This window comes from Kitasatospora sp. NPDC090308, assembly GCF_044769485.1.
GTDB lineage: Bacteria > Actinomycetota > Actinomycetes > Streptomycetales > Streptomycetaceae > Kitasatospora > Kitasatospora fiedleri.
The window spans coordinates 68,868-94,673 of the sequence record NZ_JBIVXY010000016.1 but is presented as its reverse complement, the minus strand read 5'-3'; the positions used below and the strand labels follow the sequence as shown (position 1 = coordinate 94,673).

General features: G+C 69.1%; 13 protein-coding genes and 2 pseudogenes. 5 read left to right on the top strand and 10 right to left on the bottom strand.

Going from position 1 to position 25,806, the window contains the following annotated elements:
* The first annotated feature begins 11 nt into the window (after positions 1–11).
* Together ACIQVD_RS28735 and ACIQVD_RS28730 are read left to right on the top strand one after the other, a co-directional pair.
* On the top strand, positions 12–1,268 hold the full coding sequence (locus ACIQVD_RS28735) for a hypothetical protein (protein WP_402292143.1): 1,257 nt from the start codon (positions 12–14) through the stop codon (positions 1,266–1,268).
* Positions 1,269–1,419: 151 nt separating this feature from the next.
* Complete coding sequence (locus ACIQVD_RS28730) at positions 1,420–3,066, top strand: proline--tRNA ligase (protein ID WP_402292142.1); 1,647 nt, start codon at positions 1,420–1,422, stop codon at positions 3,064–3,066.
* 999 nt (positions 3,067–4,065) lie between these two features.
* On the opposite strand, the gene ACIQVD_RS28725 is transcribed toward ACIQVD_RS28730, so the two are convergent.
* On the bottom strand, positions 4,066–4,452 hold the full coding sequence (locus ACIQVD_RS28725; RefSeq protein ID WP_402292207.1) for a hypothetical protein: 387 nt from the start codon (positions 4,450–4,452) through the stop codon (positions 4,066–4,068).
* Between the two features lie 253 nt (positions 4,453–4,705).
* Between ACIQVD_RS28725 and ACIQVD_RS28720 the strand changes: the two genes are divergently transcribed.
* Positions 4,706–4,846, top strand: coding sequence for a hypothetical protein (locus ACIQVD_RS28720; protein WP_402292210.1), 141 nt, complete (start codon positions 4,706–4,708; stop codon positions 4,844–4,846).
* Positions 4,847–5,047: 201 nt separating this feature from the next.
* On the opposite strand, the pseudogene ACIQVD_RS28715 reads toward ACIQVD_RS28720, so the two are convergent.
* From ACIQVD_RS28715 to ACIQVD_RS28705, 3 genes and pseudogenes are all read right to left on the bottom strand, one after another.
* Positions 5,048–5,347, bottom strand: a pseudogene (locus tag ACIQVD_RS28715) (hypothetical protein); the annotation flags it as partial.
* Between the two features lie 560 nt (positions 5,348–5,907).
* The gene (locus tag ACIQVD_RS28710) at positions 5,908–8,802 is read right to left on the bottom strand and encodes a protein kinase (protein ID WP_402292141.1); all 2,895 of its coding nucleotides are present in this window, start codon (positions 8,800–8,802) and stop codon (positions 5,908–5,910) included.
* Between the two features lie 405 nt (positions 8,803–9,207).
* Positions 9,208–12,432, bottom strand: a complete 3,225-nt coding sequence (locus ACIQVD_RS28705; protein ID WP_402292140.1) for a tetratricopeptide repeat protein — start codon at positions 12,430–12,432, stop codon at positions 9,208–9,210.
* 588 nt (positions 12,433–13,020) lie between these two features.
* On the opposite strand from ACIQVD_RS28705, the pseudogene ACIQVD_RS28700 reads away from it, so the two are divergent.
* Together ACIQVD_RS28700 and ACIQVD_RS28695 are read left to right on the top strand one after the other, a co-directional pair.
* Positions 13,021–13,608 (top strand): annotated as a pseudogene (locus ACIQVD_RS28700) (DUF4238 domain-containing protein); the annotation flags it as partial.
* A gap of 176 nt (positions 13,609–13,784) precedes the next feature.
* Positions 13,785–14,048, top strand: coding sequence for a phospholipase D-like domain-containing protein (locus ACIQVD_RS28695; RefSeq protein ID WP_402292139.1), 264 nt, complete (start codon positions 13,785–13,787; stop codon positions 14,046–14,048).
* Between the two features lie 482 nt (positions 14,049–14,530).
* Here the strand turns inward: ACIQVD_RS28695 and ACIQVD_RS28690 are convergent, their stop codons facing one another.
* The 6 genes from ACIQVD_RS28690 to ACIQVD_RS28665 form a co-directional block, all read right to left on the bottom strand.
* Positions 14,531–16,687 (bottom strand): DEAD/DEAH box helicase, encoded by a 2,157-nt coding sequence (locus ACIQVD_RS28690; protein WP_402292138.1) that lies wholly within the window; start codon positions 16,685–16,687, stop codon positions 14,531–14,533.
* Positions 16,687–18,021 (bottom strand): BREX system ATP-binding protein BrxD, encoded by a 1,335-nt coding sequence (brxD, locus tag ACIQVD_RS28685; protein WP_402292137.1) that lies wholly within the window; start codon positions 18,019–18,021, stop codon positions 16,687–16,689. The genes ACIQVD_RS28690 and brxD overlap by 1 nt, the downstream gene beginning before the upstream one ends.
* Before the next feature lie 121 nt (positions 18,022–18,142).
* Positions 18,143–21,028 (bottom strand): BREX-2 system phosphatase PglZ, encoded by a 2,886-nt coding sequence (gene pglZ / locus ACIQVD_RS28680; RefSeq protein ID WP_402292136.1) that lies wholly within the window; start codon positions 21,026–21,028, stop codon positions 18,143–18,145.
* The gene (locus tag ACIQVD_RS28675) at positions 21,025–24,945 is read right to left on the bottom strand and encodes a phage resistance protein (protein WP_402292135.1); all 3,921 of its coding nucleotides are present in this window, start codon (positions 24,943–24,945) and stop codon (positions 21,025–21,027) included. Before ACIQVD_RS28675 ends, pglZ begins: the two co-directional genes overlap by 4 nt.
* Positions 24,946–25,035: 90 nt before the next feature.
* The gene (locus ACIQVD_RS28670; RefSeq protein ID WP_402292134.1) at positions 25,036–25,506 is read right to left on the bottom strand and encodes a type II toxin-antitoxin system VapC family toxin; all 471 of its coding nucleotides are present in this window, start codon (positions 25,504–25,506) and stop codon (positions 25,036–25,038) included.
* Positions 25,496–25,765: a type II toxin-antitoxin system Phd/YefM family antitoxin gene (locus tag ACIQVD_RS28665; protein ID WP_402292133.1), complete on the bottom strand. Its 270-nt coding sequence runs from the start codon at positions 25,763–25,765 to the stop codon at positions 25,496–25,498. Before ACIQVD_RS28665 ends, ACIQVD_RS28670 begins: the two co-directional genes overlap by 11 nt.
* Positions 25,766–25,806 lie beyond the last annotated feature (41 nt).

Here is a 25,806-nt window from a genome sequence, read left to right as displayed (position 1 = left end):
GACCGCTGCCTGTGGCAACCGCAGCTGCCCTCCGGGCCGCCGGGGTCACCGGCCTGCTCGCCCACCGCAACGACGGCGGAACGGTCGACGAGGCCGCGGCGGCGACGCTGGCTCTGCGGTTCTCCCTCTCCGAGCTTCTCCTGCCCGACCCCGCCGGCGGACTCGTCCGGCACGGCCGGCTCGGCATCCTGCGAACGGCACTGCGCCGACCGGCGACCCAACGCCGTCCACGCCGCCGCACCCCCGACGGTCCCGCCACGTGGCGGCCGCAGGAACTCTTCGACCCGGTGTCCGGCCGCCACCTCCCACGCGGCGGCGACTTCTCCGGGGTCGACGCCCGCGGCGCGCTGGAGGTCGGCCCGCTCGGCTTCCTGCGGATCCCCGGCATGGCCGATCCCACCGACCTGGAACCCGTCGACCACTCACGGGTGATCCTGCTCGGCGGCAGTGCCCTGTACGGGTTGGGCCTGCCAGACAACGCCTCGACCATCCCCGCCGCACTGCACCGCGGGCTGTCGTCCCTCGGACAGCCCTGGGAGGTACTGAGCTTCGGTGTTCCCGGCGGCTGGTCGCGCGGCGAATCGGCGATGCTGCTGCATCGTCTGCGGCACAGCCGACCCGACGTGGTGGTGTCGCTGTCGGGGTGGAACGACTTCAACACGCTGTTCGCCATGGAGCTGGTGTACGGACCCGGCGCCGAGGTGCTGGGCTGGACCTTCTCCGACCACCACCACTACCTGAGGATGCACGCTCCCGAGGAGATCGGTGATCCCACCGTGCCGTTCGCGCAGTTGCCCTCGGTCCGGCGCGGACTCGCCCAGCTCGACTCGGCGGCCTTCCCCCGCTCCGGGGCACGGCTACGGGCCGAGGCATGGCTGGACAACCAGGCCCTGATGGCCCAGACCTGCGCCCGTCACGGCATCCGGTTCATCGGCGCCCTCCAACCCCACTCGCTTCTCCAACCCTCCCTCGGGGAGGAGTTCACCCGCCGCTGGGTGGAATCCCACTACGACTTCGCCTTCACCCCCGACCGGGGCGGCATCGCGGCCCTGTACGAGGACTACGCGGAAACGATCGACACCGTCTACCGCGACTACCGATCGGGCCTCCGCAGGCTTGCGGGAGAATTCCCCTCGGCCTCGTTCCTCGACCTGTCCGAGGTCTTCATGGAGGAGACCGAGCCCTGCCTGCTCGACGGCGTCCACCCCACCGTCCACGGAGCCGCACGGCTGGCGGAGCACCTCACCGCGGCGGTTGCGCGCGCCTGACCGGCACTGGAGGGCCGCAGCGGTCCCTGCACCCCCTCGCATACGATTCGACACTCGTCATCCGCCGAGTTCCCGACAGAAAGACAAGCCCATGCGTTGGTCACAGTTGTACGTTCCCACCCTGCGCGAGAACCCGGCAGACGCCGACGCCGTGAGCCACCGGCTCCTGGTGCGCGCCGGGTTCGTGCGGCAACTGATGGCCGGGCACTACTCGCTGCTGCCACTGGCGGTGCGGGTGCGGGGCAAGATCATCGAGGTGGTGCGCGAGGAGATGACGCGCATCGGCTCGCAGGAGTGGATCCTGCCCGCCATGCACCCCGCCGAGATCTGGCAGCGTTCGGGTCGCTGGGAGGTGATGGGTGACGAGATGTTCCGCCTGAAGGACCGCAAGGGCACCGACCTGGCCCTGGGCATGACGCACGAGGAGATCTTCACCACCCTGGCCCAGGAACTGTCCTCCTACCGCCAACTCCCGCAGATGTGGTACCAGTTCCAGACCAAGTTCCGCGACGAGCCCCGACCCAAGAGCGGCCTGCTGCGGGTGCGCGAATTCACCATGAAGGACTCGTACAGCTTCGACGTCGACCAGGCCGGACTGGACCGTTCCTTCGACCTGCACCACGAGGCGTACACCCGCGTCTTCGCCCGGCTCGGCATCCCTGCCCTCCCGGTCCAGGCATCCAGCGGCAGCATGGGTGGATCCGCCTCGGTGGAGTTCATGGCCCCCACCCCGGCCGGTGAGGACCTGGTCGTCCACTGCCCCTCCTGCCGGTACGCGGCCAACGTCGAGAAAGCCCTCTCCGCCCTGCCCGCCGTCCAGGACGGCGAGGCGCTCGCCACGCCCGAACGCTTCGACACCCCCGAAGTCCGCACCATCGAGGACCTGGCCCGGCTGCACGGCGTCCCCGCCGAGCACCAGATCAAGACCCTGGTGTTCATCGCCGACAGCCACCCGCTGCTCGTGCTGGTGCGCGGTGACCACAGCCTGGTCGAGCAGAAGCTCCTCGACGCCACCGGGGCCCGGGCCGTCCGCCCCGCCGACGCCGACGAGATCAAGAGCGTGCTCGGTGCCCTCCCCGGCAGCCTCGGCGCGGTCGGCGTCACCGGACTGACGGTGCTCGCCGACCACGCCCTGGCTGGTCGCACCGCCATGACCACCGGCGCCAACCAGGACGGCGTCCACCTCCGCGGCGTCGACGTCGCCCGGGACATCGCCGTCACCCACTGGGCGGACCTGCGCGAGGTCCGGGCCGGCGAGCCCTGCGTCGAGTGCGGTACCGCCCTGGAGGTGGTGCGCACGGTGGAGGTCGGCCACATCTTCAAGCTCGGCTACAAGTACACCGAGGCACTCGGCGTCACCGTGCTCGGCCAGGACGGCACCGCCGTCAAGCCGATCATGGGCAGCTACGGCATCGGCATCGAACGCGCCATCGCCGCCATCGTCGAGGCCCACCACGACGAGAAGGGCATCGTCTGGCCCGCCGCAGTCGCCCCCTTCGAGGTCGCCGTCGTTCCCATCGGGAAGAACGACGAGCAGACCGCAGCCGTGGTGGACGATCTGTACGCCCAGCTGCGGGCCGAACGCATCGACGTGGTCCTGGACGACCGGGACGAACGGCCCGGCGTCAAGTTCGCCGACATCGAACTGGTCGGCATCCCCTACCGGATCACTGTCGGCCCGCGCGGCCTGAAGGAGGGTACGGTCGAAGTCACCACCAGGGCGACCGGAGAGACCACGCAGGTCCCCGTGGAGTCCGCAACTGCCCACATTGCCGCCCTCCTGCGGTCAGCCGACTGATTGCCCTTGCTGGGGGCAATGGGGTGCAGGTTCGAATCCTGTTGTCCTGACGTGTGCGACCAGCGGGTCTGTCGGAACTGACAGGCCCGCTGGTCTCGTTCAGGTGGGCGGTGACGGCGCCGTGATGGCAGCGTCCAGCGCTCCGTCGTCAGGATTCCTGCGCTCGGTGCGGATGAGGTCGTGCGTGGTGCGCTGCTGGATGTCGAAGTCGGTGACGGCGGGAACCCGATGGACGAGGCCGGCGCGCCGCCGGTGACCGCCAGGAGCCGCTCTGGTCCTCGCCCTCGTCGCCGAGGCAGTGCCGGGCAGCGGCACCTGCGAGCTGGCGGTCCCTCCTCGTCGGCGGCTGCGGCGTCGTCCTTCGTCCGGGCGAGGCCGATGCAGTAGATCACGTTCCGTGTTCCACATCCGCGGCCGGCTGAGGGCACCACGGGTCCAACTGCTTTCCTTTGTCGTCCTGGTAGCCGCATCGCCGGTGCACCCTTGCCCCTGTGGACTCTGGCCCACGGCCCCCTCGTACTCGGTGCTCTCCGACACCAGGGCTCGCTTGCCCGTTCGGCGGGCCAGCAGGGCGTGGGAGGTGCGGCCCGAAGCATGCTGCGGCCGCCTGGCAGTGACATGCGCCAGGCCACATGCCGGGGCAGTGCGGCACGTAGCCGATGGGTGGGGAGTGTTCCCGCACACGCGGGATCAAGGGTCGCGGGCCCGATGAGCTGGCTTCTTGGCTGGGCGACGGCCGGTTCGCGTTGCGGAGACATTCGAGAGCCTTGGTTCAGCACCCTGGCGGTGGGCCGCCTCTCACGCACCTCTCACGGACCGGGTATCACGAGGCGGTACCAGGCGGCATGGAGGCTGGAAGTGATGGGCCCTGACCGGCGGAATTCGGATCGGGCTGGGGGTCAAGGGGTCGCAGGTTCAAATCCTGTCGTCCCGACCAGCGTTTTCGCAGGCTGGAGGCCGTTTCCGCAGAAATGCGGAGACGGCCTTTTTGTCGTCCCGTCAGCTTGTGGTCGCATTGTGGTCGCAGGTCTCTCTGAGGGCAGCGCGGGCAGTGGTCCAAGCGGTGGCTGTCGCAGGGAGTTTGACGTTTCTCGGCTGCTTTGGGAACCGCGTCGGGTGGTCGTGGCGTGGTCGCAGCCAGCGGGGCCAGTGGCTGTGGGCGGCGTTCTTGTCTGCTTCGGCGAGGACGGCGGCGATCGTGTCGACGGCGTCGTGGGCTGCCTGTCGGGTGAGGTGGTCGTGGATGTCGGCGGTGGTGGAGAGCGTGCCGTGCCGCAGGGTCTTGGAGACCGTAACGGGGGGAACGCCGGCGGTGATGGGGATCGTGGCGGCGAGGTGGCGCAGGTCGTGGACGCGGATGGTGGGGACGCCGGCTTCGGCCGACAGTTGACGGAGCCGGTCCAGGATGCGTTGCGGGCGCAGCGGTTAGCCGTCCGGCTTGCAGAAGACCAGGGCGCTGGGCGGTATGGGCCCTTGGGTGGTGGCGCGGTGCCGGAGTGCGGTGCCGACCCGCGGTGAGATGGCGCCCCAGTTCTTGCTGCTGCTGGTTTTGGTGCGGTGAGGACGGTGCGGGCGTTGTCGATGGCGGAGAGGGTGTAGCGGACGTAGAGGACGTGCTGGTCGAGGTGGACGTCGTCCAGTGCAGGCCGAGGACTTCGCCCTTGCGCATGCCGGTGCCGATGAGGACTTCGAACAGGTCGGCCAGGAATGGGTCGGCTTGGTGGCAGTAGCGCAGGAAGCGGGCGGCTTCGTCGGCGGTCCAGATGCGCCGCTCGGGTGACACGGGCCGGGGCAGGACGCTCGGGCGGGCGGGGTTGTGAGGGAGGCGGTCTTGTCGGACGGCGTCGCCGAGGGCGCTGGAGAGGGTCGCGAGGCAGCGGTAGAGGGTTACCCGACCGCGGCCGTGGGCGATCTGGGCGTGGGCGAAGTCGGCGATGTGCCAGTGGCTGAGCTCGTCGAGCCTGATGCGGTCGAGGTTCGGAATGAGGTCGTTGGTGACGTAGTCGCGGTAGCGGACGAGGGTGGTTGGTTTGACGGTGAGGGCCTTGGTTTGGAGCCAGCGCGTGAGGTAGTCGGCGACGGTCTGGTTGGGGTCGGCGCTGAAGCCGCCGCGGCGGAGGGTGTGGCGGCTGCCGTTGGCGGGGAGGGCGACGGCGAAGGACCAGGTGCCGTGAGCGGGGTCGGCGGAGAGTCGGGGACAGTTGGCGCCGAGTTGCTTGTGCTGCTGGTCGCGGCAGCCGCATCGACGGTAGACGCGGCCGTTGCGGGCTGAGGAGCGCATGATGATCGCATCCCGAGGCTGGATCTTCTCCTGGTCAGTCCAGTCTGCGCTCACGTGCGACCACAGGCGGCGCTGAATGCCGTCTGACCTGCGAGAACCCCTTGTCGTGGCGACAAGGGTTAATCCAGATGGCCAGCGTTCTTCCAACCCTGTCGCGGAGAGCACGGCCAAAGCGTGGCCGGAGGAAACGGGCCGGCATCCTGCTCTTCGAGACGGTGCCGCACGTGTCCGACCTCCGAAGGGTCGATGAGTCCCCTTCAAATCCGACCTCGCGTAAGCACGTCTTCGTCTGCCCAGACGTGTTGCTTGTGCATTGTGCCGTGGTCCAGCTGCCATCGCTCAAAGAAGACCGTAGTCAGGTTTGAGGCTGGAGGAATCCTCTGCCGGGTCCGCGCCAAGGCCAGGACGGGGTCGAAACGTAGTCGGACGTCCACAATTCGAAGATCAGGAGCACTGACGACAGCATTGACGGGACGCGTAGCTGGAGAAGCAAGACAAGCTCATCGAGGAGCCCGGGCGGTGCTCCTCGGCGGGAGCGGACCGCCGCGGTCCGGGGACGCTCACGGCTGGTCCTGGGCGACGTGGCGGATGGCAGAGCGGATCGCCAGGTCCACGCCCATCTCGTCGGTCAGGTCCTGATAGTGGCGGGCCGATGCCGGGAAGCGGCGCAGCACGCCAGCCACCTCGGCCGCGGCGGTGCCTCGCAGGGTGCGGAGCCACCGCAGGGTGGCGCCTTGGGGCGTCCACTGGTCATGGGCCTCGTCCCAGGAGCACAGCGCGGTGGCTGCCTCCGCCAACAGCTGGAGCTCGCTGGCGTTGCCGGCTGCCCGTGCAGCTTCCAGGAGCCACAGCATCACCCGGTCCATGGTGGCGAAGCTGGGCCAGGGGTCCGCGTGCCGGTGGGTGCCCATCGCCTGCAGCACGGTGGCGGCCCGGCGTGGGTTGCGCAGCAGCGCCGGTCCGGGCTGCTCGAGTTCGGACAGCACCTCCAGGTATAGGTAGGTGTCCGTGGGGTTCGCGGCGGCCAGGTCCAGGAGCTCGTCGGTCGCGCCGGGGCCGTTGCTGCGCTTCGTTTTGGCCTCGGCCAGCAGACGCTGCGCACGCACGGTGGGCAGTTCCCGGGACGCGGCCATTTCCCGTTCCACGAGGGTCAGAAACGCGGCGATGTCCTGCGGGCGATGGGCAGGGTCGAGCTGGGTGGCCTGCTGGACGATGTACCGCCACGGGCCCGGCGGCGGGAGCAGTGGAACGTTGGTGTGGGGCTCGTCGCCGGTGAGAGCCCAGCCGATGACCTGGCCGAGGCCGTAGATGTCGGTGGCCGGGCCGGCGTCGTGGGCTCCGGTGGGGTGGCTGAGTTCGGGGGCGGCGAAGCCGGGGCTGCCGAGGCCGAAGCGGGTTCGGTTGGGGTCAGTGGTCTCGCCGCGTGGCCGGCGCACCAGACCCCAGTCCGCGAGCCGCCAAGACCCGTTCAGAAGCAGGATGTTGGGCGGCTTGACGTCGCGGTGCACCCAGCCGTGCTTGTGGGCGGCGGCCAGCGCGGAGGCAACGGCGTCGACCAGGACCCGCAGCTGAGCGGGGTCGCGCAGGTCGGCCCAGCGGTCCTCCGCGGTCGCCTCGGCGAGCGGCATGACGAACCAACGGTGGTCGGCGGCGGCATCCAGGACCGGCATGACGTGCGGGTGGCCGCCCAGGCGCTGGCCGACCTCGATCTCACGGATCATCCGAGCCGCCGCGTCGGCCACGTCGGAGGTGCGCCGCTTGAACGCGACCTCCACTCCAGTGGACTTGTGTGTGGCGCGGGCGACTGTGCCCTGGCCGCCTGCTCCGATCTTGTCGGCCTCCTGCCGGTAGTCCCGCTTGTTCCCGGCCGCCTGCTCGGCCACCTCCCGGTACGGTTCCCGGCCCCCCTGCGAGCCGGCATCCGTCTCGTCGGCAGGGCCCTTGGGGCCGGCCGTGCCGCGGGGAAGGCCGGACAGGCGGACGAGCACCGGCACCTGCTCGCCGGGCACGCCCGGGAACATACCCAGCAGTAGGGTCGAGCCGTCTCCGGCGGCGGCGAGACCCGCGGCGATCCCGAGCGGCATGGCGGCGAGAGGCTCCGGTGCGCCGGTCATGGCCGCAGTGTCCACGTGGTGTAGGACGAGGCCGGTCCCGGATCCGTTAGGTGACAGGGTGATGGCGCCGTCCCTGCCGGCGGCCAGCGCGTGGCCGGGGTAGTGCGCGTGGGAGGGGATCCAGGCGGAGCGGGGGCCGACGTCGGTGCTGAGCGCGAGGTCGACCATTGCGTGATGGCCACCTGCCGCGAGAAGGAAGCGGCGCCGCCCCAGGCACACCGTGGAGCGCACCGCGGCGTCGAACGCGATCGGGTAGCGGACCTGGCGGCCAGCCTCGAGTCCGATCCAGGTCAGGGCGAGCGTGCCCTCGCCGGACCCGAAGGTGGCCCCCGAGCCGGACAGTACCCACACCTCACGGCGGTCCCCGGCGACCAGGCGTGCCCCCGGTGGGAACACGCCCGCCACGGCGCTCAACATGCCCTCGTGCCAGCGCAGCACCGCGCCGCCGCGCATCACCAGAAGGGAACCGTCGTCCCAGGGCAGGACAGGGCCGTCGCAGCCGGGCAGGGCCAGGTGCCAGCGGGTGGCGCCGGTGCGCAGGTCGAGGTCGACGATCCCGCTGTCCACCGTGACCAGCACCTTCCCGTCCGGTGCCACGGCCAGGCCACCCGGGACGTGGCCCTCGAGGCCGCCGACGAGCAGCGGCCGCACCTCCACGCCCCCAGCCCCTGGCGCGGTGTACGGGGCAGCGGTGAAGTCGGCGAGGAGTTCCTGCCGTCGCCCGGCCGGGTCCATCGACGCAGGAATCGCCGGGGCGGCGCGGGGCAGGACAAGATCGGCCAACGACGGGTGGAGCGCACCACCGCGGCGGAACGCAGCCCTCACGAGGTCGGCCAGCGTCGCAACCCCGCACACGGCCGCGTCCAGATGACTGCGGTCCAGGACAACGACCCGCCCCGTGAGGTCACCCAGCAACTGCGCTGCCCGCCCGGCCTGGCGTGCTGGCCCCGGGCCGGTGTGCAGCAGCACGTGCCGAACCTCGGGGGAGGCGGTGGCCAACTTGGCGAACTCCATGGCCATTTCTTCGACTTCTAGCGGCCCGGCGTCGCTCGTCAGCAGCAGGTAGTCGCGTCCCTCGTACTCGAACGCGGCCAGCGGCCCGCCGAGAGGCCCTGGGGCGACGTTGCACAGTTCGTCCGACACCTCGATGAGAGGTTGGACCACCTTGCTCAGGCGGTTCACCGCCATGACTCGGTCGGTGCCGGCCTCTGGCGGCGGTGCCGTGCGCCACCTGTCGTAGGCGGCCGTCAGGTCCTGCCCCAGGTCTGTCTCCGTGCCCATGATCCGCCCCTGTTGTTGATCGCCGCCCGCCCCGAGCCGGCGCCTCGCATTCTGGCTCACCCCACGGCCACCCGGAGGCCAGTTTGACAATCGCGGGCCGGGGTGGCCGCGGCCCGGAGCGCCGCCTAGTACTCCAGCAGGACTTCGACGTTCTGCCTGTTCAGAGGCTGTGCGCGGTGAGTGTAGTGGGGTGAAGGACCGTCAGGGGCGGTCTTCATTGGACCGCTCCTCGATCACGTGCAGGCGGCGTTGGTAGTGGCAGCGGCGGGCGGCGGCCTGGCGTTCCCTGCGCCAGGCGGACCAGTTCTACGCGGGCTCAGGCACCAGACTGGAAGTCCTTGGGCGCCGGATGGCCCAGGACCGCTCAGGTCGTCCGGCAGCAATTGTTGAGACAGATCGACCCCACGAGCGCCATCGTGCTTGTAGTCGCCTCAACTCCAGACGAGACACGCTCCAAGTGCGGCGTCAGCCCAGTTGACGTTGCAGGTCCTGCACGAAGGCCAACAGTTCGTCAGAGGGGCGACGACCATGCTCGTAAGCCACCACGACCTCGGTCAGCTGCCGTTCTGCCGCTGCGGGGTCGCCGTTGAGTAGATGTGCGTAGGCCAGGTTCAGCCGTGCGCTCAACGTGTCCTCGCCGTCGCTGCCGAAGTGCAAGGCCAACGGGTCGACCAGGGCAGCCAGTTCGCGGGAGGCAGGGCCGACCTGGCCGTGACGGAGAGCGGCCGCTGCCGCGTGGCTGACGGTTTTCAAGGTCTCAGGGTGACCGGGGCCCAGGGTATCGCTCTGTGCCTCAGCCAGCAGCCGTAGCTGGTGCTCCGCAGCTGCGTCCTGCTTGAGCTCGAAGCACACGTCCGCCAAGTGCCGGCGTAGCAGGAGCAGGCTGGGATGACCGGGGCCATGGAAGCCGAGGACAGTGGTCGACAGTGACTCCAGTACGGCCTGGGCCTCGGTGCGTCTGTCGAGCCGACGAAGGCTTTCGGCGTGGCCCAGACGGGCGTCAACTGTCTCTGGATGGGTGGGACCAAGTGCTGCTGCCAATGCTTCGGACGCTGCCCGAAAGTGTCCTTCTGCCTCAGCGGGCCTTCCCGTCGCGACGAGCAGCCCGGCGAGTGTGCTCTGGGCCCGGAAGGAGGATGTATGTCCGCCGGGGGTGATACGGCTCCAGGTCGCTTGAATCTCGCGCAACTCGGCCTCAGCCTCGTCGAACAACTCGAGACTCAGAAGCGCGCAGCTGAGGTTGTGTCGGGTGACCAGGGTGCTCGGATGGTTGTTGCCCAGCGTCCGTCGTTCCAAGTGGAGAGTTGCCGTGATCTCGTCGAGGGCCTGCTCGCCCTTACCGAGTTCGAGCAGCAGGTCCGCTAGTTCGTGGCGAGCGGTGAGTGTCGCAGGGGCGGTGTCGCCCAACGCGTTCGCCGTGTCGTGGACCAGTTGCTCAAATGCGCCGTAGGCCGCGACAAGGTGTCCTCGGCCACGCAGCGATCTGGCGAGCTCGTGCCGCGAAGCGAGGGTGGTCCTATGGTCAGGGCCCAGGACAGCGGTCAACTGTGGAACCAGTTGCGAGAATTCCGTGTGCGCGCCCTCGGTGTCTCCCCGCTGAAGGCGGATCCGGACAAGCTCATGGCGCGTGGTCAAGGTCGTTTCGTGGTCCGGACCGAGGGCCTGGGTCGCTGCAAGCAGCACGGCATCAAGGTCTGCCTCCGCTTCGTCGAATCGGCCTTGATCGTGCTTTAGCACGGCGAAGTTATGCCTTGTAGTCAGTATGGTCCTGAGGCCGTCGGCCGGAGCGGTGATTGCGAACGCGCTGAGGGCATGGATGAATTGATCCTCTGCCACCGACCACTGGCCTGACTGCTGAGCGTACACCGCAGCGCGCGTCGCGAGTTCGCCGCGCATCTGGTGCTCCAGCGCGGCGGCGTGCATCGTGTCTGACGCGACGTGGACACAGTGGGGCAGCAGTAGTTGCCAAAGTGGCCAGTTCGCGGGGGCGGTTGGGGCGATCCCCTTCGCCACCATCGCGAGGAGGGCCGCCGACAGAGTCGAGTAGACCGGTGTTGCCGAGATGGCAGCCGGCTGGGTACGGGTGATCTCTCGGACCAGGGGGTGGACGACCAGAGTCTCCAGCGTTGAACCATGTCCATGGAACCGCCGACGGTGCAGCAAGCCGCACCCCAGCAATCCACGTACAGCTACATCAAGATCAGAAGATGACAATCCCGCGAAGTCGTTTGCGGCGGCGAGCACGCTCCTCCGAAGCAGGACGGCTGGCAGCGGCTCAGATGCGAAGAACGAGATCAGCCGGAACAGCGGGCGTGCGGCCGTCATACCCCGCATTTCCAGCAGATCCAGGGACATCTCCCATGTCTGGGCAAGTGGGGCGTGCAGATCGTGAGGTAGCGCTGCGATCGCCTCGGTGAACTCCGCGTCCAGTGCCTCCTGGTACGCGGCAAACGTCCGAGGGGCCTCCGACTCAGGAAGCATCAGGTCGATGCTGGTCATCGCCAGATACTTACCGACGAGTAGAAGAGCGAGAGGCAGACCGCCCAACCTTCGGGCCAGGCATGCTGCGTCGCCCTCGGGGCCAGCGCTCGGGGCCAGTTCACGCAGCAATGCGGCACCCTGAACCTCGGAGATCGGGCCGACGTGGTGGACCTCCGTCGACGTCCACCACGAGCCAGGGGCGTGGTCGCGGCTCGTCACCAGCACCGTGTTCCCAGCAACCGGGTACCTGATCCAGTCCCGTACCATCGCCGGGTCGTCGGCGTTGTCTACGATCAGCAGCCAGCGTCCCGCGTTCACGTTGTCCAGAGCATCCCACAGCACATCGCGGGCGGCCTCGTGGTTGTGCCACACTTCGCGAGCCACAGCACGCTTCACCCCTGCCCGAACGGCGACCTCACGCAGCGCCGCCACGAAGGTGGCTGGGGTCGTGGCGTCGACCCACCACACCCTCCGCTCGGCGGCGACCCGTCGAGCTACCGCCAGCGCGACCGTGCTCTTGCCGCTGCCGCCTACCCCAGACAAGACCAACCGACCGCCGGCGTGAGCTACCCGTTCCTCCAAGGCGGCCAATAGCGCATCCCGCCCGTGGACTCGGTGTTCGACCGAGTCCACGGGCACTGCCACTGAAAGGTCGCTGACGGAGGACTCACTAGTACGGGGAAGTGGCGGAAGACCCAGGTACCGCTCGGCCAGGAAGTAGAGGTCGGGGTCGGTCAGGAACTGTGTCAGAAGAGCCGCATCGAAGATGTCGAGCTCAACCTGGTGGGCATCGCGCACCTCGTTCTCCAGTTGGTGTCGCGCGCCTACCGTCACCGGGGCGACCGTGAAGTACAGCACGTGCTGTACGGGGCTGCCCTGGCCGCAGATCGACGCTATATCCTTTCTGATCTTGGCGGGAACGTTGTCCTTCTGAATCGTGCACGCCAAGACGACCTTCGCCCCGGAGGCCAAGCGGGCGAAAGCTGAGACCGGCGATCGGGTTCCTGCGAGATCCGTCCAGAAACTTTCGGAGTCCCGGCCCTGATCACCCCTACTGCTCACCGGGCCGGTTGCTGGCGCCAGATTGCTCACGATTCTACGGCGAGCCACTTCCAGGCAGAGCTGTTCAAAGTCGTGGTGCGCGTTGCGCTCCCCAAGAGTGTCCAGGGCGAACCGGATCAACAGACCGAACTGCATGGTGGCGTTCACCAGTTGGCTCCTTGCCCCAGGGCTCCACACGGATCGCTAACAGTCTGCCTTATCTCCCTGTCAGTGCTCGGATCGCATCGCAACACTCGAGTTGTTTTGATGAGTTCGCGCCAGTTGGCACCGGCGGGCCGGGTCCTCGTGCGCTCAAGGGTGGGCCACAGTGAGGAGGCTCACTGCGGCTCACTGCCCACTCACGCGCCTCTCACGGACTCGGTGTCATGAGGCTGGATCAGGCGTCGTGGGAAGTGGACGAGATAGACCCAGACCTGAACGAACCGGACAGGAGAACGATAGACGCACTTGTTTTCGGCTGCTGGGGGTCAAGGGGTCGCAGGTTCAAATCCTGTCGTCCCGACAGTGATGTCGGAAGGCCGTTGATCGGGAGAAATCCCAGATCAGCAGCCTTTTCTGCTGTCTACCTCTTGATGCCGCCACCTGCCCCTGCCATGCTTCGGGCGATCTTGCCAGGGACCAGCCGGGGACCGCGGTGCCGGCCAGGCACAGCCGGGAGGGCAATTGGGCAGAGCCTCATCGGGAAAGAAGACGGCGCGCGAAGCCGGGAGAATCCGGGACCACACGGTGCCGCAGATGTACCTGCGGCGGTTCGCCGAGCACCGCGGCCGACGTCAGCACGAACTCACTGTGCGCAGGACCGCCGCCATCGACGCGCCGTTCCCCACGATGGTCGGCAACATCCTTGCCGAGCGCGGCTATTACTGGGGTACCACCCTGGAAGGCGTGCCCCACCATGCGGTCGAGGAACTCTTTTCGCAGCTCGAAACCAAGGCGAAGCCTGTCTTCGACGCCATGCTGGATGCCCCCGAGGGGGCGCTGCCCCAGCGGTGGCCGCTGACGGCCGACGAGCGGCTTCGCCTGGCCTGGTGGATGGCCGCGCAGGTGCTGCGGACCACTCGCCAGAGGAAGCGGCTGATGTTCGACGTCGGCCCGGCAGAGGTGGCGCAGTTGCCGGCGGATATCGCCGCGATTGCCGCCAACAATCCGCACCTGTGCTACATGGCCGAACACCTTGCTGCGCTCGCGCTGGTTCTCTTCGCCAGACCGTGGGGCCTGGGGTTCAGCGACATGTGTCTGCTCACCGGCGACGTGCCTATGGTGATGCTGAACGGCCAAGACACAGGCAGCCAGCCGGCGGCGGTGGAGGTCTGCGACATTCTTCTCCCGCTCGATCCCCACCGGTTTTTATTCCTGCCCGGCCGTGGAATGCAGGAGCAGGACCCGCTCAAGCGCTCGGACCACCGGATGAAGTTCCACGGCGGGGTGGGGATGGCTCTGGTGCAGATCGTCTACGACGTGGCGGATGCCTTCGTCCTCCACCATCCCCGGCATGACCCGTGGCGTCACTGGAAGCCGGACGGTCCCAGGCCCGGTACTCTCTGTGGATCTGGACCCCGTGGGTCGCGAAGCGCGTACGCAGCCTGCTCCCCGCCCTGGAGGACGCCGTGCGTCGCGGCGTGCGGATCACCGTGTTCGTCCGCGACCAGAGCGACCAGAACCAGCAGCGCTTCACCGAGTACCTCGACGAACTCAAGGCCGTCACCTCCTCCGTGATCCCCGTCAACGTCATGCACCAGAAGATCGTTGTCATCGACGAGTAGACCGTCCTGCTCGGCAGCCTCAACGCCCTCTCCCAGAGCCACTCCCGCGAGATCATGATGACCGTGCGAGGCGCCCACTTCGCCCGCAAGATCCTTGACCACGAGCACGCCGAGGACTTCGCCCGCCCTCCGCGGTGCGGCGGCTGCCGGGGAGACCAACTCGACCTCAGACGGGGCAAAACCGGCTGGTACTGGCGCTGCTATGACAGGGGCTGCCCCGCCCGCAAGGGCGACCGCGTCTGGACCGCTTCCGTCCAGTTCACGACGCACCGACCCAAGCAGGGAGCCCGCTGAATCCGGTGTCAGCCGATCACCTCTCGCTCTCGCTCGCCGAGCCCCGAGCCAGCCAATGGCCTGGGCGGCTCAGTATCTAAGGAGGCCGGATCAGCGAGATGCCAGCCCCTCTGATCCGTGAGACCGACGCTCGAGACAACCTTCGCGTCATGCACTGGTCACTCTGTAAACAGCGGGAGGGTCGATCCTCAGCGATGGGCGACGTGCAGTCTGGTCGGCTCGCGGAGCGCGGCTGATGCTCCCTCGAAGTCGGCAAGGCGGGCAGCGACCGAGGCGATGGCGAGCCGCTCGGGCAGCGCCGTGGAGAACTTGAGCCCCTTCACAGCCCGGTGGTCGATATCCGGAAACACCAGGTGGTCGCCGATAGCCGTGCGCGCCGCGTGCCACATCTCGGCCGTCATGTCCTCGCGGAGCCGGACGTAGCAGTCAGTGGGGCGCTGCACGGGATCGGCCACTGCCGGAAGAGTGGCAGCCAGTGTCGCATTGGCGCGGAAGCCGGCCCAGGTCCACCACCGCACGTCCTCTCCGGCTCGAGTGACGAGGGTGCCGGCAGGATGCACGCTGTCAGGTGCTTCTTCGTCACGCAGTTGTTGAAGGCGAGCCTCTGCCCTACGGGTGAGGGAGACCGGAGGCTCGGAACCGAGAAGGATGTCCCGCATGGCTCGGGTCAGTTCGTACGAGAGGCCGGCGATGCCAGTTCCAGTCCACTTGGCGACGCCGCCGCTGTCGGTGGGTTCCACGAAGGCCCGACGCCTTCCCCAATCGATGAACGTGACCTGCCAGTTGCGACCACCGAGCAGCAGTCGACGCGGGCCAGGCCGCTCCTCGGTGAGTACGGATGGATCGGTCTGCCCGATCTCGGTGCGCCCCGACAGCACGGTGAACTGGGGTGGTGCGGTGAAAGAAGCCGTGAGCTCGATGAAGTGACGCTGCCCGAAGCGCTGTTCCGCCTCCGGGCCTATGAAGAGCAGGCCACCGTCCTGGTCGAGAAATCCTTGATCGACCAAGTGCCGCAGGATGGGCTCGGAGGACCGGTCGAACGGTGGGAGCCCGTTCCACTCCCGGTCCCACAGATGCTCGCCGATCTTGTGATGTTGGAGGGTCACGGCCAGCAACTGCTGTGCGACCAGATGACGGGGTTCGGGTGGCGGGACGACTGGCTCGACCCAGTTCCGTCCCCACAGTAGGAGTAGGCCGGCTGCTTGGAGCAGGGACTCCTCGCAGGTGGCCAGGAACAAGCAGTTGCGGACGCTGTCGACTCGGCGACCGGTCCGTCCGATGCGCTGCAGGAAGGAGGCGACGGTGCGGGGCGAGTCGATCTGGATCACACGGTCCAGGTCGCCGACGTCGATGCCGAGTTCCAGGGTGGAGGTCGAGACGATCACACAGTCACGGGCTTCGGCGAACGCCTGCTCCGAGCGCGCACGTTCCTCTGCGGAGAGGGACGCGTGCGACAGGAAGGTGGTGACCTCACGGGCGCGCAGTGCGGCCCCGAGCTCCTCGACCTGCCTGCGGGAGTCGCAGAAGACGAGCCGCTTCTCGCCGCGGTGTAGGGCCGAGATGAGCTTGGCGGCGTTCTCCAACGAGCCGACGTAGTCGAGTTCCACGTCACCGGCGGGCGGGGCACCGCTAGGTGCAGCCGCGAGGTCGGGTGCGACTACTTCCCCGGTGCGGCTCCCCGCCCCGGACCCTTGCAACCAGGTCAGCAGCTGCTGAGGATTGCCGACCGTGGCCGACAGCCCGATGCGCTGGATGGGCCGCCCGGTGACCCGCTCGAGCCGCTCCAGCACGGCGAGCAGGTGCCACCCACGGTCGTCCCCCGCGAAGGCGTGGACCTCGTCCACCACGACTGCGCGGACGGACCCGAGAAGGCGTGCATGGTCGGTCTTCACACCGATGAGCATCGCCTCGAGCGACTCGGGAGTGGTCAGAAGGACGTCCGGCGACTCGCTGCGGATGCGACGACGTTGGGACTCCTTGGTGTCGCCGTGCCACAGTTCCGCTCGCCGACCGAGCCACTGTGCGTACGAGTCGACGCGTGTCACCAGGTTGTTCAGGAGCGCCTTCAGCGGGCACAGGTACAGCACGGAGGTGCCGGTCCAGCCTTGCTGAACCATCGTGGAGAGCACGGGAAAGCAGGCGGCTTCGGTTTTGCCGCCCGCGGTCGGCGCGAGCAGCACCACGTCCTTGCCGTCCATCAGCGGGTTGATCGCGGCTCGCTGCAGGGGACGAAGATCGGGCCAGCCGAGAGTGTTCACGATGTGGTGCAGGACGACCGGGTCGAGCCGTTCGACGGGATCCGTGCCGCGCACAGAACTCGGCAGGGAACCCTCGAGTCCTTCCATCACAGCTCCAGCTCGATGTCGTCGGCTGATCCGGCTGCTGCGAGGTTCCGCTCCGTATCGGTGAGTTCGTTGCTGGAGACGGTGAGACGGTAGTGCTGCCGCGGGTCGAAGTCGTCGAACTGGTCGATGCGGTCGAGCACGTCGCCGACGAGCTTCTTGAGGAACAGCCGCGGCGCCACGCCGATCTTGCCACCCAGTGCTCCGCCCACCGCCTTGGCCAGATCGGCGACGTAGGGATCGTCCGCGAGGGTCTTCACCCGTTCGGGCGAGTCCGCGCCCTCGGCGTACAGATCCCGGATCGTCGATCCGAGGCCGGTCAGCGAGTCCAGGGTGAAGCCGGGCAACCGGAGTTGGACAGCGCGCGGGTTGTCGAAGCGCGGGTCGGTCGTGAAGTCCGTGGCGAGTCGCTGGGCGAGCGGGGCAAGTCGCTGGACGCCCTGTTGCCCGTCGTAGAAGGCAGGTGTGCCGGTGATGACCAGGTAGAGACCGGGGAAACGGCCGGAGTGCACCTCGTCGATGAGCTGGCGCAGCGCGTTGAGCGCCTTGTCGCGGGCATCGGAGCGTACCCGCTGCAGGGTCTCGACCTCGTCGAGGACGAGGAAGAGCCCCGCGTGACCGGAGTCCCGCAGGACCGCGAGCAGCCCCTGCAGGAAGCCGAGGGCACCGAAGTGATCCAGATTGCCCCGCACGCCGGCGGCCCGGCGGGCCGAGGCCGCGACGTTGGGCTGGCCGCCGAGCCAGGCCAGAATGGCGCCGGCCGTGCTCTCGTCGCCCCCACTGAGCGCGGTGCGGTACCCGCGAAGCGCGGCTGCGAACGACGGCGCGTGCCGGGAGACCTCGCTGAGCCTGGCGGCGAGCAGCCGCTCGACCTCCTCGGGCAGCTGCTCCTCGGTCGCTCCGGCGGCGAGCGCGTCCTCCTCCAGCGCGTAGAACCAGGCGTCTACCACGGCGCGCAGGGCGCTGGGCGGGAAACTGGCCGTGGTCAGCTGCTCGGTGAGTCGGCGGTAGACGGTCTCCAGCCGGTGCAGCGGCGTCTCCGTCTCGGAGATCTGGATCTCGGCGACGGCGAAGTTCCGGCGCTTGGCCCGCTCCCCGAGCCATCGGGTGAAGAACGTCTTGCCCGATCCGTACTCACCACGTACCGCTTTGAAGACCGAAGCGCCCGAGGCGACTGCTTCCAACTCGCCGTCCAGCGCGGACTCGAACCGGCCGAGCCCGGTGGCGAGCAGGTCGAGTCCGTTCTCGGGAACGGCGCCTCGACGCAGCGCGTCGATCACGTCCCGGCGGCGGGCCGCGCTGACGGACGTGGGGCGGGGGTATCCGGCGGTGCTCACGCGGACAGTCTTCCATTACGGCGAACCACGATCGGGCCGATGTTCAGTACTTCGGCCGGACCGTGACTGCTGCGCAGCTCAACCGTTGCGCCGGGGCAGGAACGCCCGCCCCGGCCGCGGGTCACTTCAGCCCGAACTGGGTGCGCAGCAGCCCCGTGTCGAGCCGCAGGGTGCGGCCGTCGGGGAGTGTTTCGAGCACCTGGATGCTGTCGTAGTTGAGCAGCTGCCGCAGGACGGCGGCGAAGCCGTCGGCGCGGGTCGTGAGCAGGCCGATCCGTTGGGCCAACGCGGTCACGGGTAGTGTCCCGCCTGCGTCCAGCAACACGTGCACGGCCTTCTCGACCTTCGCCAGGTCCGGCTTGCGGGCGAGCAGGTCCACCTGGTCCAGGAAGACCTGCGAGACGAGCAGACCGCTGACCAGGGTGTCCTGAGGGGACACCACGGTGGGCGCCAGCAGCGTCTCGCCGTCGAGCGAGGGGGCGAGCGCGACCTCGAACAGGGCGTCGTGACCGGCCGGCGGCTGAGCAGGCGCCTTCGCGGGCCGAGTCGGCTTGGTGGCTTTCTTCGGCGGAACGACGGCGACCGGTGCCGGTCGAGGCTTCGCGCCCGAGGCCACCGCCCACCATTCGGGCTCCGGGCTGCCCAGCTCCCGCCATCCCTTGGGCGGAGCGGCTCCGAACGGCAGCAAGGCAAGGACCGGGATGGCGAATTCGGCCAGGGAAGCCCCGCCGTGGTATCCGGCCTTCAGCGCGGTGTACCGGGAGTCGGCGTCCCACAGCGCCACGATTTCACCGCCGGTCTCCGACGAGATCACACGTGGCCCGGACAGCACGATCTCGTTGTCGGCCAGGGGTCCGCCTGGCGCGCGGTGCCGGGCCGAGGCGGCGCCGTCGCGGTCGACCTTGAGTCCCCGCCGGTCGACGACATGCCCGTGGTCGCTGGTGAGGATCACCGCCCGCCCCTGGGTGGCGGCGATGCTCAGCAGGTCCTGCAGCCCTCCTATCTCGCTGAGCCTCCAGGCGCCGTCGCCGAGCTTCTGCTCCTTCGCGAGCCGGTCGTCGACGGTGTTGAGCACCACCGCCACGTGCGTGTCACCGACCAGGGCCTCGGACAGCCCGGGCCCGAACGTGTCACCGCCCGTCTCGCTGCGCAGGTCGTCCTTGTGGAAGACCGCGACCTTCTGGCCACCCCAGAACCGGTGCGTCGGGAAGATCCGCTTCTCGTCGGCCTGCGATCCCTTCATCAGCTTCGCCGCGAACAGCGAGGTACGGGAGACGGAGGTGATGGTGGGCAAGGCAGCGGCGATCGCACGCCGCTGGGGGGAACTTGACGAGCTTTCGGGCGCAGGGCCGGTGGAAGGCCGCGGGTACGGGTCGTACTCGGCCCAGTGCTCGCGCAGCTCGGCCCCGAGTTCCGTGGCGATGGCGGCACTCATCCCGTCGACGACCACCAGCAGCAGGCGGCGCTCGGCCGCCTTCACCACCGGTCCGACGACCCGAGGCAGGAAGGTCTCCACCGTCAGCATGGAGCCGGGGTCCGTCCCGGCCGCTGTCCAGGTGGCGAGGGTCTGCGCGAAACGGCGGTCGATCTCCCGTCGTCGGGCGCGGACCGAGGTGCAGAGCTCGTCATAAGCGGACTTGAGGACGTGGTTGGGGTCGCCGCCCGCCTCGACGTGCTCGAGCGCCAGGTCGACCCAGGCGGTCTCGGCGAGGTGACGGTCGATGCCGGCCGCGACCGTCGTGCTCTCGGTCGCCGGGTCGGTGGCCAGCCACTGGGTGAGCCGCTGCGCCATGTGCGTCCGTTCGACCCTGGTCCGGACAGTCCGGCCCGGGGCCAGCCGGTGGTCGCCCAGGGCCCTCACCGCCGCTGCCGTACGCGCCGGGTCGCCCTTGCCGAGAGCTCGACCGACGGCGGCGAAGCGGGCCTCCAGCCCGGCGACCAGGACCGGGCTGGACTCGGCGGCGCGCTGCGCGCCCAACTGCTCGACCAGCGAGGCCGCGCGATCCAGAACGGCTCCGGTCAGCCGACGGGCGGCCGCCGCATCGTCGTCGAACCCGGAACGGCCGGACAGCAGCAGGACCGACACGAACTCCTCGCACGAGCGACCGAAGGCGGCGACGAGTGCGTCCAGCGCCTCGCCGTGCGCGGGCGGCTCGTCACCGAACCACCGCTCGGCCCGCCCGCGCGCCCGGTAGTCCTCGGCATCCGCTGCGGCGTCCGCGTGCACCCACAGTGCTGCGCAGACCAGCCCGAATGCGACCGCGTCCGGACCATGATCGGCTTCCACCAGCGCCAACAGGGCCCGGCCGGTGAGCCCGGCCTGGTCGGCCTCGCCGAGGAGCCCGGCCAGCCCTGACCGTTCCGGGGCTCGCAGTGCCAGGAAGCGGTCCGGCCCGCCGGGCGTGAGCGACCAGCGCAGCAGGGCGGGTACGTCCAGGCCGCTGTCAGGAGCCGATCGCTCGTCCCGGTCCGGGTCGAAGCGACCGATGCCGAGCCGCCGCAGGGCGAGCGCACCGAGGGCGCCGCGCCGGGACAGCACGCCGCCCGCCAGCTGCGGCCAGCCTGCCGGCGGCGTGGCGTCGAGCAGCGCCTCGGCGGCCCAGTTGTCCTTGAGCAGCCGATTGTCGGTGCTGCCGGCGCCGAATGCCTGCCGGACCACGTCCCAGGTGTCGACGGCGTTGACCCGCTGCTTGTGCACCCTGGCCAGCAGGTCGGGTCCGAGCTCGGACTCCTCCTGGTCCGTGAGCACGACCAGCACCTCCGGGCCCGGTGCCTCCGGTGCCAGGTGCGTCAGCACCAGCTCGTACACGGCGAGCGCTGACGGCGCCGCGGCGACCCGGGCCCGGCGCTCGCCCCAGCCGAGCTCGGCTGGGCCGTCCCATTCCGGGGCGGCTCGCAGCAGGACGGCCTTCCGTCGGCCCGCAGCGAGCCCGGACTGCGAGGCCAGGTACTGGGTGACGGTGGCGGTGTTGAGGCGCACCGCGCTGGTGACGACCGGAGTGCTCATTCCACAACCCGCCAGGTGATCTCGACCGTCACGTCGGGCTCACGCGCCGCCAGTTCGTCCAGTTCGGCCCGCAGTTCGGCGACCGCCCGTGCTGCGGTGGTCCGACCTCCACCGGAGCGGCTGGGACGGCGGGTGGTGGGCTCGGTCGACACCGAGGGGTGGCTGGTGGGCGTCGTGAGGTCCAACGAGTCGGGCCCGGGGACGGCCTTCGCCGGCTGCTCCGGTGCAGGTGTCCTCGCGGGGGACGGCGTGGGGACGGCAGCGGCCTGGCTGCGCTCGACGACCCTGATGATGGCACGCCGGGCATCCGTCAGTGCCTCGGGCAGGTTACTGGTGCGCTGGTCGACGCGCGCCGCACCGCGCAGCTCTGCGAGCACAGCCATGCCCTCGGGACCGTAGTTGGGCGCGAGCTTGAGCATGTCCCAGGCTGCCCTGGCGAGGGCCGAGGCGACGGACTCGGCCTGCTTGACGGACGTTCCGTACCGGTCGCCCGAGACCTCACCGAGGTCGAAGCCGGCGAGGACGCCGATGATCTGCTTGGCCGAACCGGAACCGGCGGCCGCGCCCTTGTCAGCGGCGAGGAGCGCGTCGAGCAGCGCGAGGGAGCGCCGGGCCAGGGCGAGCCGGCCGGAGCCGTCCGCGTCGTCCAGACCGAGCAGTTCGGCGCGCTTCTCCAGCTCCTTGACGAGGTCGGTGGCGTGCGGCTGGTAGCGGCGCGCGGCGTCCACGATGTCGCGGGCGAACCGGCCGACGATCCGGCTGCGCCGCAGGGTGGGCGCCTTGCTGCCGAAGATCTCCTCGTACCGGCGGCGAGCCTCCTGCCAGGTGTCCTCCTCGGGCAGCGGCTGGGTGCGCAGGGCGTCACCGGATTTGATCGCCGATGGCTCCGGGGCCGGGTCGAGCAGCCCGCCACCGCGGACCCAGACGCGGTCGTCGAGTTCGGCGAAGGAGGCGATCACCAGGTTGGCCAGGAACGGATCGAGCCCCATCGGCTCCGGGCGGTCCAGCCACTCGGTGAGCCGGACCACGCCGAGGTCGCCGGTGACGCCGTCGACGCGTGCCTGCTGGCGGAAGTGGTCGGCCCAGCGGGTGGACAGCTCGAAGTACGCCTCCTTCTGCTGGCCGAGGCCGAGCGGCCCCGCGATCCGCTTCATCAGCGGGCGGTCCTTGGCCGGAATTTCGACGCGGCGGTCGCTGGCCTCGCTCGCGGCCCGTACGTGTGTGAAGACGGTACGAGCGTCGGCCGGCTTGACCGGGATGCCGTGGCCGTCCGGGTCGAGGTCGGGGTGGGCCGGGTACTGGTGGGTGAGGAGCTTGCCGGCCACGTGCCGGGCGGCATCGTGCAACGACTGGCCGATGGACGGACGCAGATCGGGCACGTCCGGCAGCGGCTCGAAATGGTCGTCGAAGCCGAGCTCGACGTCGGAGCTCTTCTTCTCCGCCAGCCCGTACGCCTGCTTGAGGGCGGCCTTCACCGTCTTGGCGAGCGATTCACGCTGGCCCTCCAGGAGGGCCTTGGCCCGTGCCCGGTTGTCGGCGTTCAGGTGCCCGGCGTACTGGGTGTCGAAGCGGCGCTGGTCGCTGAGCGCGTAGTCGATGGTGACCAGACGCCGGAAGTCCTGGAAGCGCGCAGCCGACAGGCGCGTCGGAATCCAGGCCATCGTCCGGGGGCGCTGCTCGCCACCGCGTGCCCGCAGGTCGCGGATGCGGTTGGCGTCCTCGGCCGGGCCGTACTCGTTCTCGTCGTACGGGAAGTCGACGACGAACCGCCAGGAGCCCTCGAAGCTCGGGGTGAACTCGTGGTCGGGCAGGCTGTCCGGGTCGGCGATGTTGCCGAACACCACCTCGACCGACCGGTTGGAGCCGCGCCAGACGAGCTTCAGCTCGTCGGCGTCCAGGCGTCCGTCATGCGTTTCGACGCCCAGTTCCTCGGCCAGCAGCCGACGGGCCAGGGCACGCCGGTTGCCGGGGTTGTCGTTGACGTTGGCGTTGGCGATGACGGAGTCCACGTCCACGCCGGCGAGTTCGAGCCGCACGCCCGGGTTGACCTGGGTGCCGGTCTCCTTGATCTCGGCGAAGCGGGCGGCCCAATCGGCGACCTTCGACTTGATGACGCCGACCTCGGCACCAGGGATCGGCGAGACGACCGAGCCGTGGTTGAGCGCACCGAGCCGACGGATCGTCAGGTCGCGCAGCGCGGGCACGCTGGGCGCGAGGGCGGAGAGGAGGAGAGTGCACATCAGTCGGTTGTCACCGATGAAGTTGCGGCAACGCTGGGCGAGTTGCGGATCGGTGATACTGTCCGGCCGGTTCCGGTAGCGCTCGATGTCCTCCTCCGTGATCTCGCTGACGCCCAGGAGGTACGGGCGCAGCTTGGTCCGGTAGAGCTTGTCGGCGGCCTGGAACTCGGCCTTCAGGCTGTCGACGAACGGTTTGTCGCCACCGTCCGCGATGACCGGGTAGAGGTCGCCGAGCGGGATCAGCTGCTCGAGGCGGGCCTCGTCGCGGTGGTCGGCGAGCAGCTGGCCCATCAGCTTCAGACCGGTGCGGGAGCGCTGCAGGGCGGAGGAGATGTGGACGAGGGTGTCCATGAAGGCGGGGGAAAAGGGGTACGTCAGGCGGAACGACTCCTCGTCCGCGCCGGTGGTGCCCTCCTCGGAGCCGAGCAGGACGTCCCAGACCTGCGGTCCGACCCGCTTGGCCTTCGTGAACGCCGCGTCGAGCTTGGCGGCTGCCTCGGTGTCCTTCGGCCTGAGGAGGCGGGCGTGGGCGATCTGGGGGAGGTTGCGGTCCTCGAGGGTGATCTTGTCGAACCGGCCGGAGGCGAGGTTCAGACTGTCCTGGATCGCGGTCTCGGCCGCGCCCGACACCTCCTCGCCAACCAGCTCGCGCAGGTCGCGCTGGCGGGCGATGAACGACACCACCGGGATCGCGCGCCGGGAGTCGGCGCCCTCCACGAAGTTGGTGATCTTGTCTGCCTCGCGGGAGACGAACTTCTGGTCGTGGATGCGGTTGGCGAGCCACAGGATCAGCTCGTCCATGAAGAGGATCAGGCCGTCGTAACCGAGTGCCTTCGCGTGCGCGGCGATGACGGCCAGGCCGGCGTCCAGGGAGATGAAGCCGAACTCGTCCTCCTTCGCGTTCTGCGCGAAGCCCGGGAACCAACCGGCGATGGCGTCGTGGACGAGCTTGGCGCGCAGTTCGGCGGGGGTGGTGGGGCTGACGATGTTGAGGTTGGCGTCGGTGCTGTCCACCTGTTCGGCAGTGAGCGCGGTGTCGAGGAGGGCTGAGGTCCACGAGAAGGCCTCGCCCCACTCGTCGTCCTCGTCGACGGCGTTTGCGGTGCCGCCGGCGAGGCCCGCGATGAACTTCTCGTCGCCGACGTTGGCGCGCAGGCGACGGACGTCCTCGAAGAGTGAGTCCGTGCGGTACACCTGCGGGGTCGGCGCGTCCGGGTGCAGGGCCTTGACGTGTGAGACGTAACCGCCAAGGACGCGCTGCTCCAGGGACTTCGCGCCAAGCATGTGGTACGGCACCAGCAGGAACCGCTTGCGTTCGACGCTCAACCACTCGTGCTTGGTCAGGAGGGAATCGAACTCGGTCCGGGCGAGAGCAGTCTGGTTGCCCCGGAGGAGGGCGTGCAGGACGGCCATGAAGTGCGACTTACCGGAACCGAATGAACCGTGGAGATAGGCGGCCTTGGAGGTGTGCCCGTCGAGAGCCGCCTTGATGAGACCCAGGGCTTCGTCGAAGTTCTCCAGCAGACGGTCGGTGACGACGTAGTCTCGCAGCGCCGCGGCGGCGCCCTTATCGCTCACGGCCTCGGCGAGCTTCAGGACGAAGTCTGAGGTGGAGATGGACGGCTTGATGTCGATGACATCGCGGAGGAGGGGCGGTTGGGCCGGGGTCGAGGCCATGATCTCTTTCTTCCGTTCCGTCTTCGTCTTCGTCGTCATCTCGTGCTGGGGCGTTGTGCGCGGACGGCACAGCGCCGATCGCTCACTGCATCAGCGATCATGGAGCACCACCGGCCGGGTCACCGGCACGATGGTGAGCAGGCTCTCGAGCCCCTTGAAGTCATCAGGGTTGGTGGTGAACAGCGGCAGATCCTGGGCGATCGCGATGGCGGCGATCATCAGATCCGCCACCCGGCACCTGGGCTTACGGCCGGAGCCGATCACAGCTGCGCAGACCCTCCCGTAGATGCGTGCGGCCTCGGCGTCGAACGGGATCGGGTCGAACTCGTTCTCGGCGCGCTGGAGTACGTCCATGCGGCGGGCACGCTCGGCGTACTCGTCGTAGTCGTCCTGCTCGGCGTTGCCACGCACCTCGTGCGGCCCGGCGGAGAGCTCGGCGAGCGTGATGGCGGTGATCGCCATCTCGTCGGGGAGTTCCGCCGGGTCCAACCACTTGCGCAAGATCATGATGTTGGTGTCGAGCAGCCCCTGTGCGTGCTGCTGCTTCGGCTCAACGGGCATACGGGTCGTCCGGGTGCTGATCGGCTGTCGCGTCCTGGTCGGCCCGGAAGGCGTCGAGGGAGATGTCCGGAGCGCTCCGGGACATCGCCGCGAACTCGCTGCGCGAGACGAATCGCCTGCGCCGCCGCAGCGGGACGAGCTCGCCGATCCGGTGCCCGTCGCGGGTGACGGTGAAGGCCTGGCCGGCCTGGACCGCGTCCATGATCTCTTTGGATCTGCTGCGCAGGTCCCGCTGGGTGATCTCGGGCTGGGCCGTCATGTCATCCATGGTATGTCGGGGGTGCCACGCTGTGCTACTGA

Bases quoted from the DNA above. Each gene is read 5' to 3' on its own strand.
- ACIQVD_RS28690 (WP_402292138.1), bottom strand. From the start codon at position 16,687: ATGGAAGGACTCGAGGGTTCCCTGCCGAGTTCTGTGCGCGGCACGGAT.
- pglZ (WP_402292136.1), bottom strand. From the start codon at position 21,028: ATGAGCACTCCGGTCGTCACCAGCGCGGTGCGCCTCAACACCGCCACC.
- ACIQVD_RS28675 (WP_402292135.1), bottom strand. From the start codon at position 24,945: ATGGCCTCGACCCCGGCCCAACCGCCCCTCCTCCGCGATGTCATCGAC.
- ACIQVD_RS28670 (WP_402292134.1), bottom strand. From the start codon at position 25,506: ATGCCCGTTGAGCCGAAGCAGCAGCACGCACAGGGGCTGCTCGACACC.
- ACIQVD_RS28665 (WP_402292133.1), bottom strand. From the start codon at position 25,765: ATGACGGCCCAGCCCGAGATCACCCAGCGGGACCTGCGCAGCAGATCC.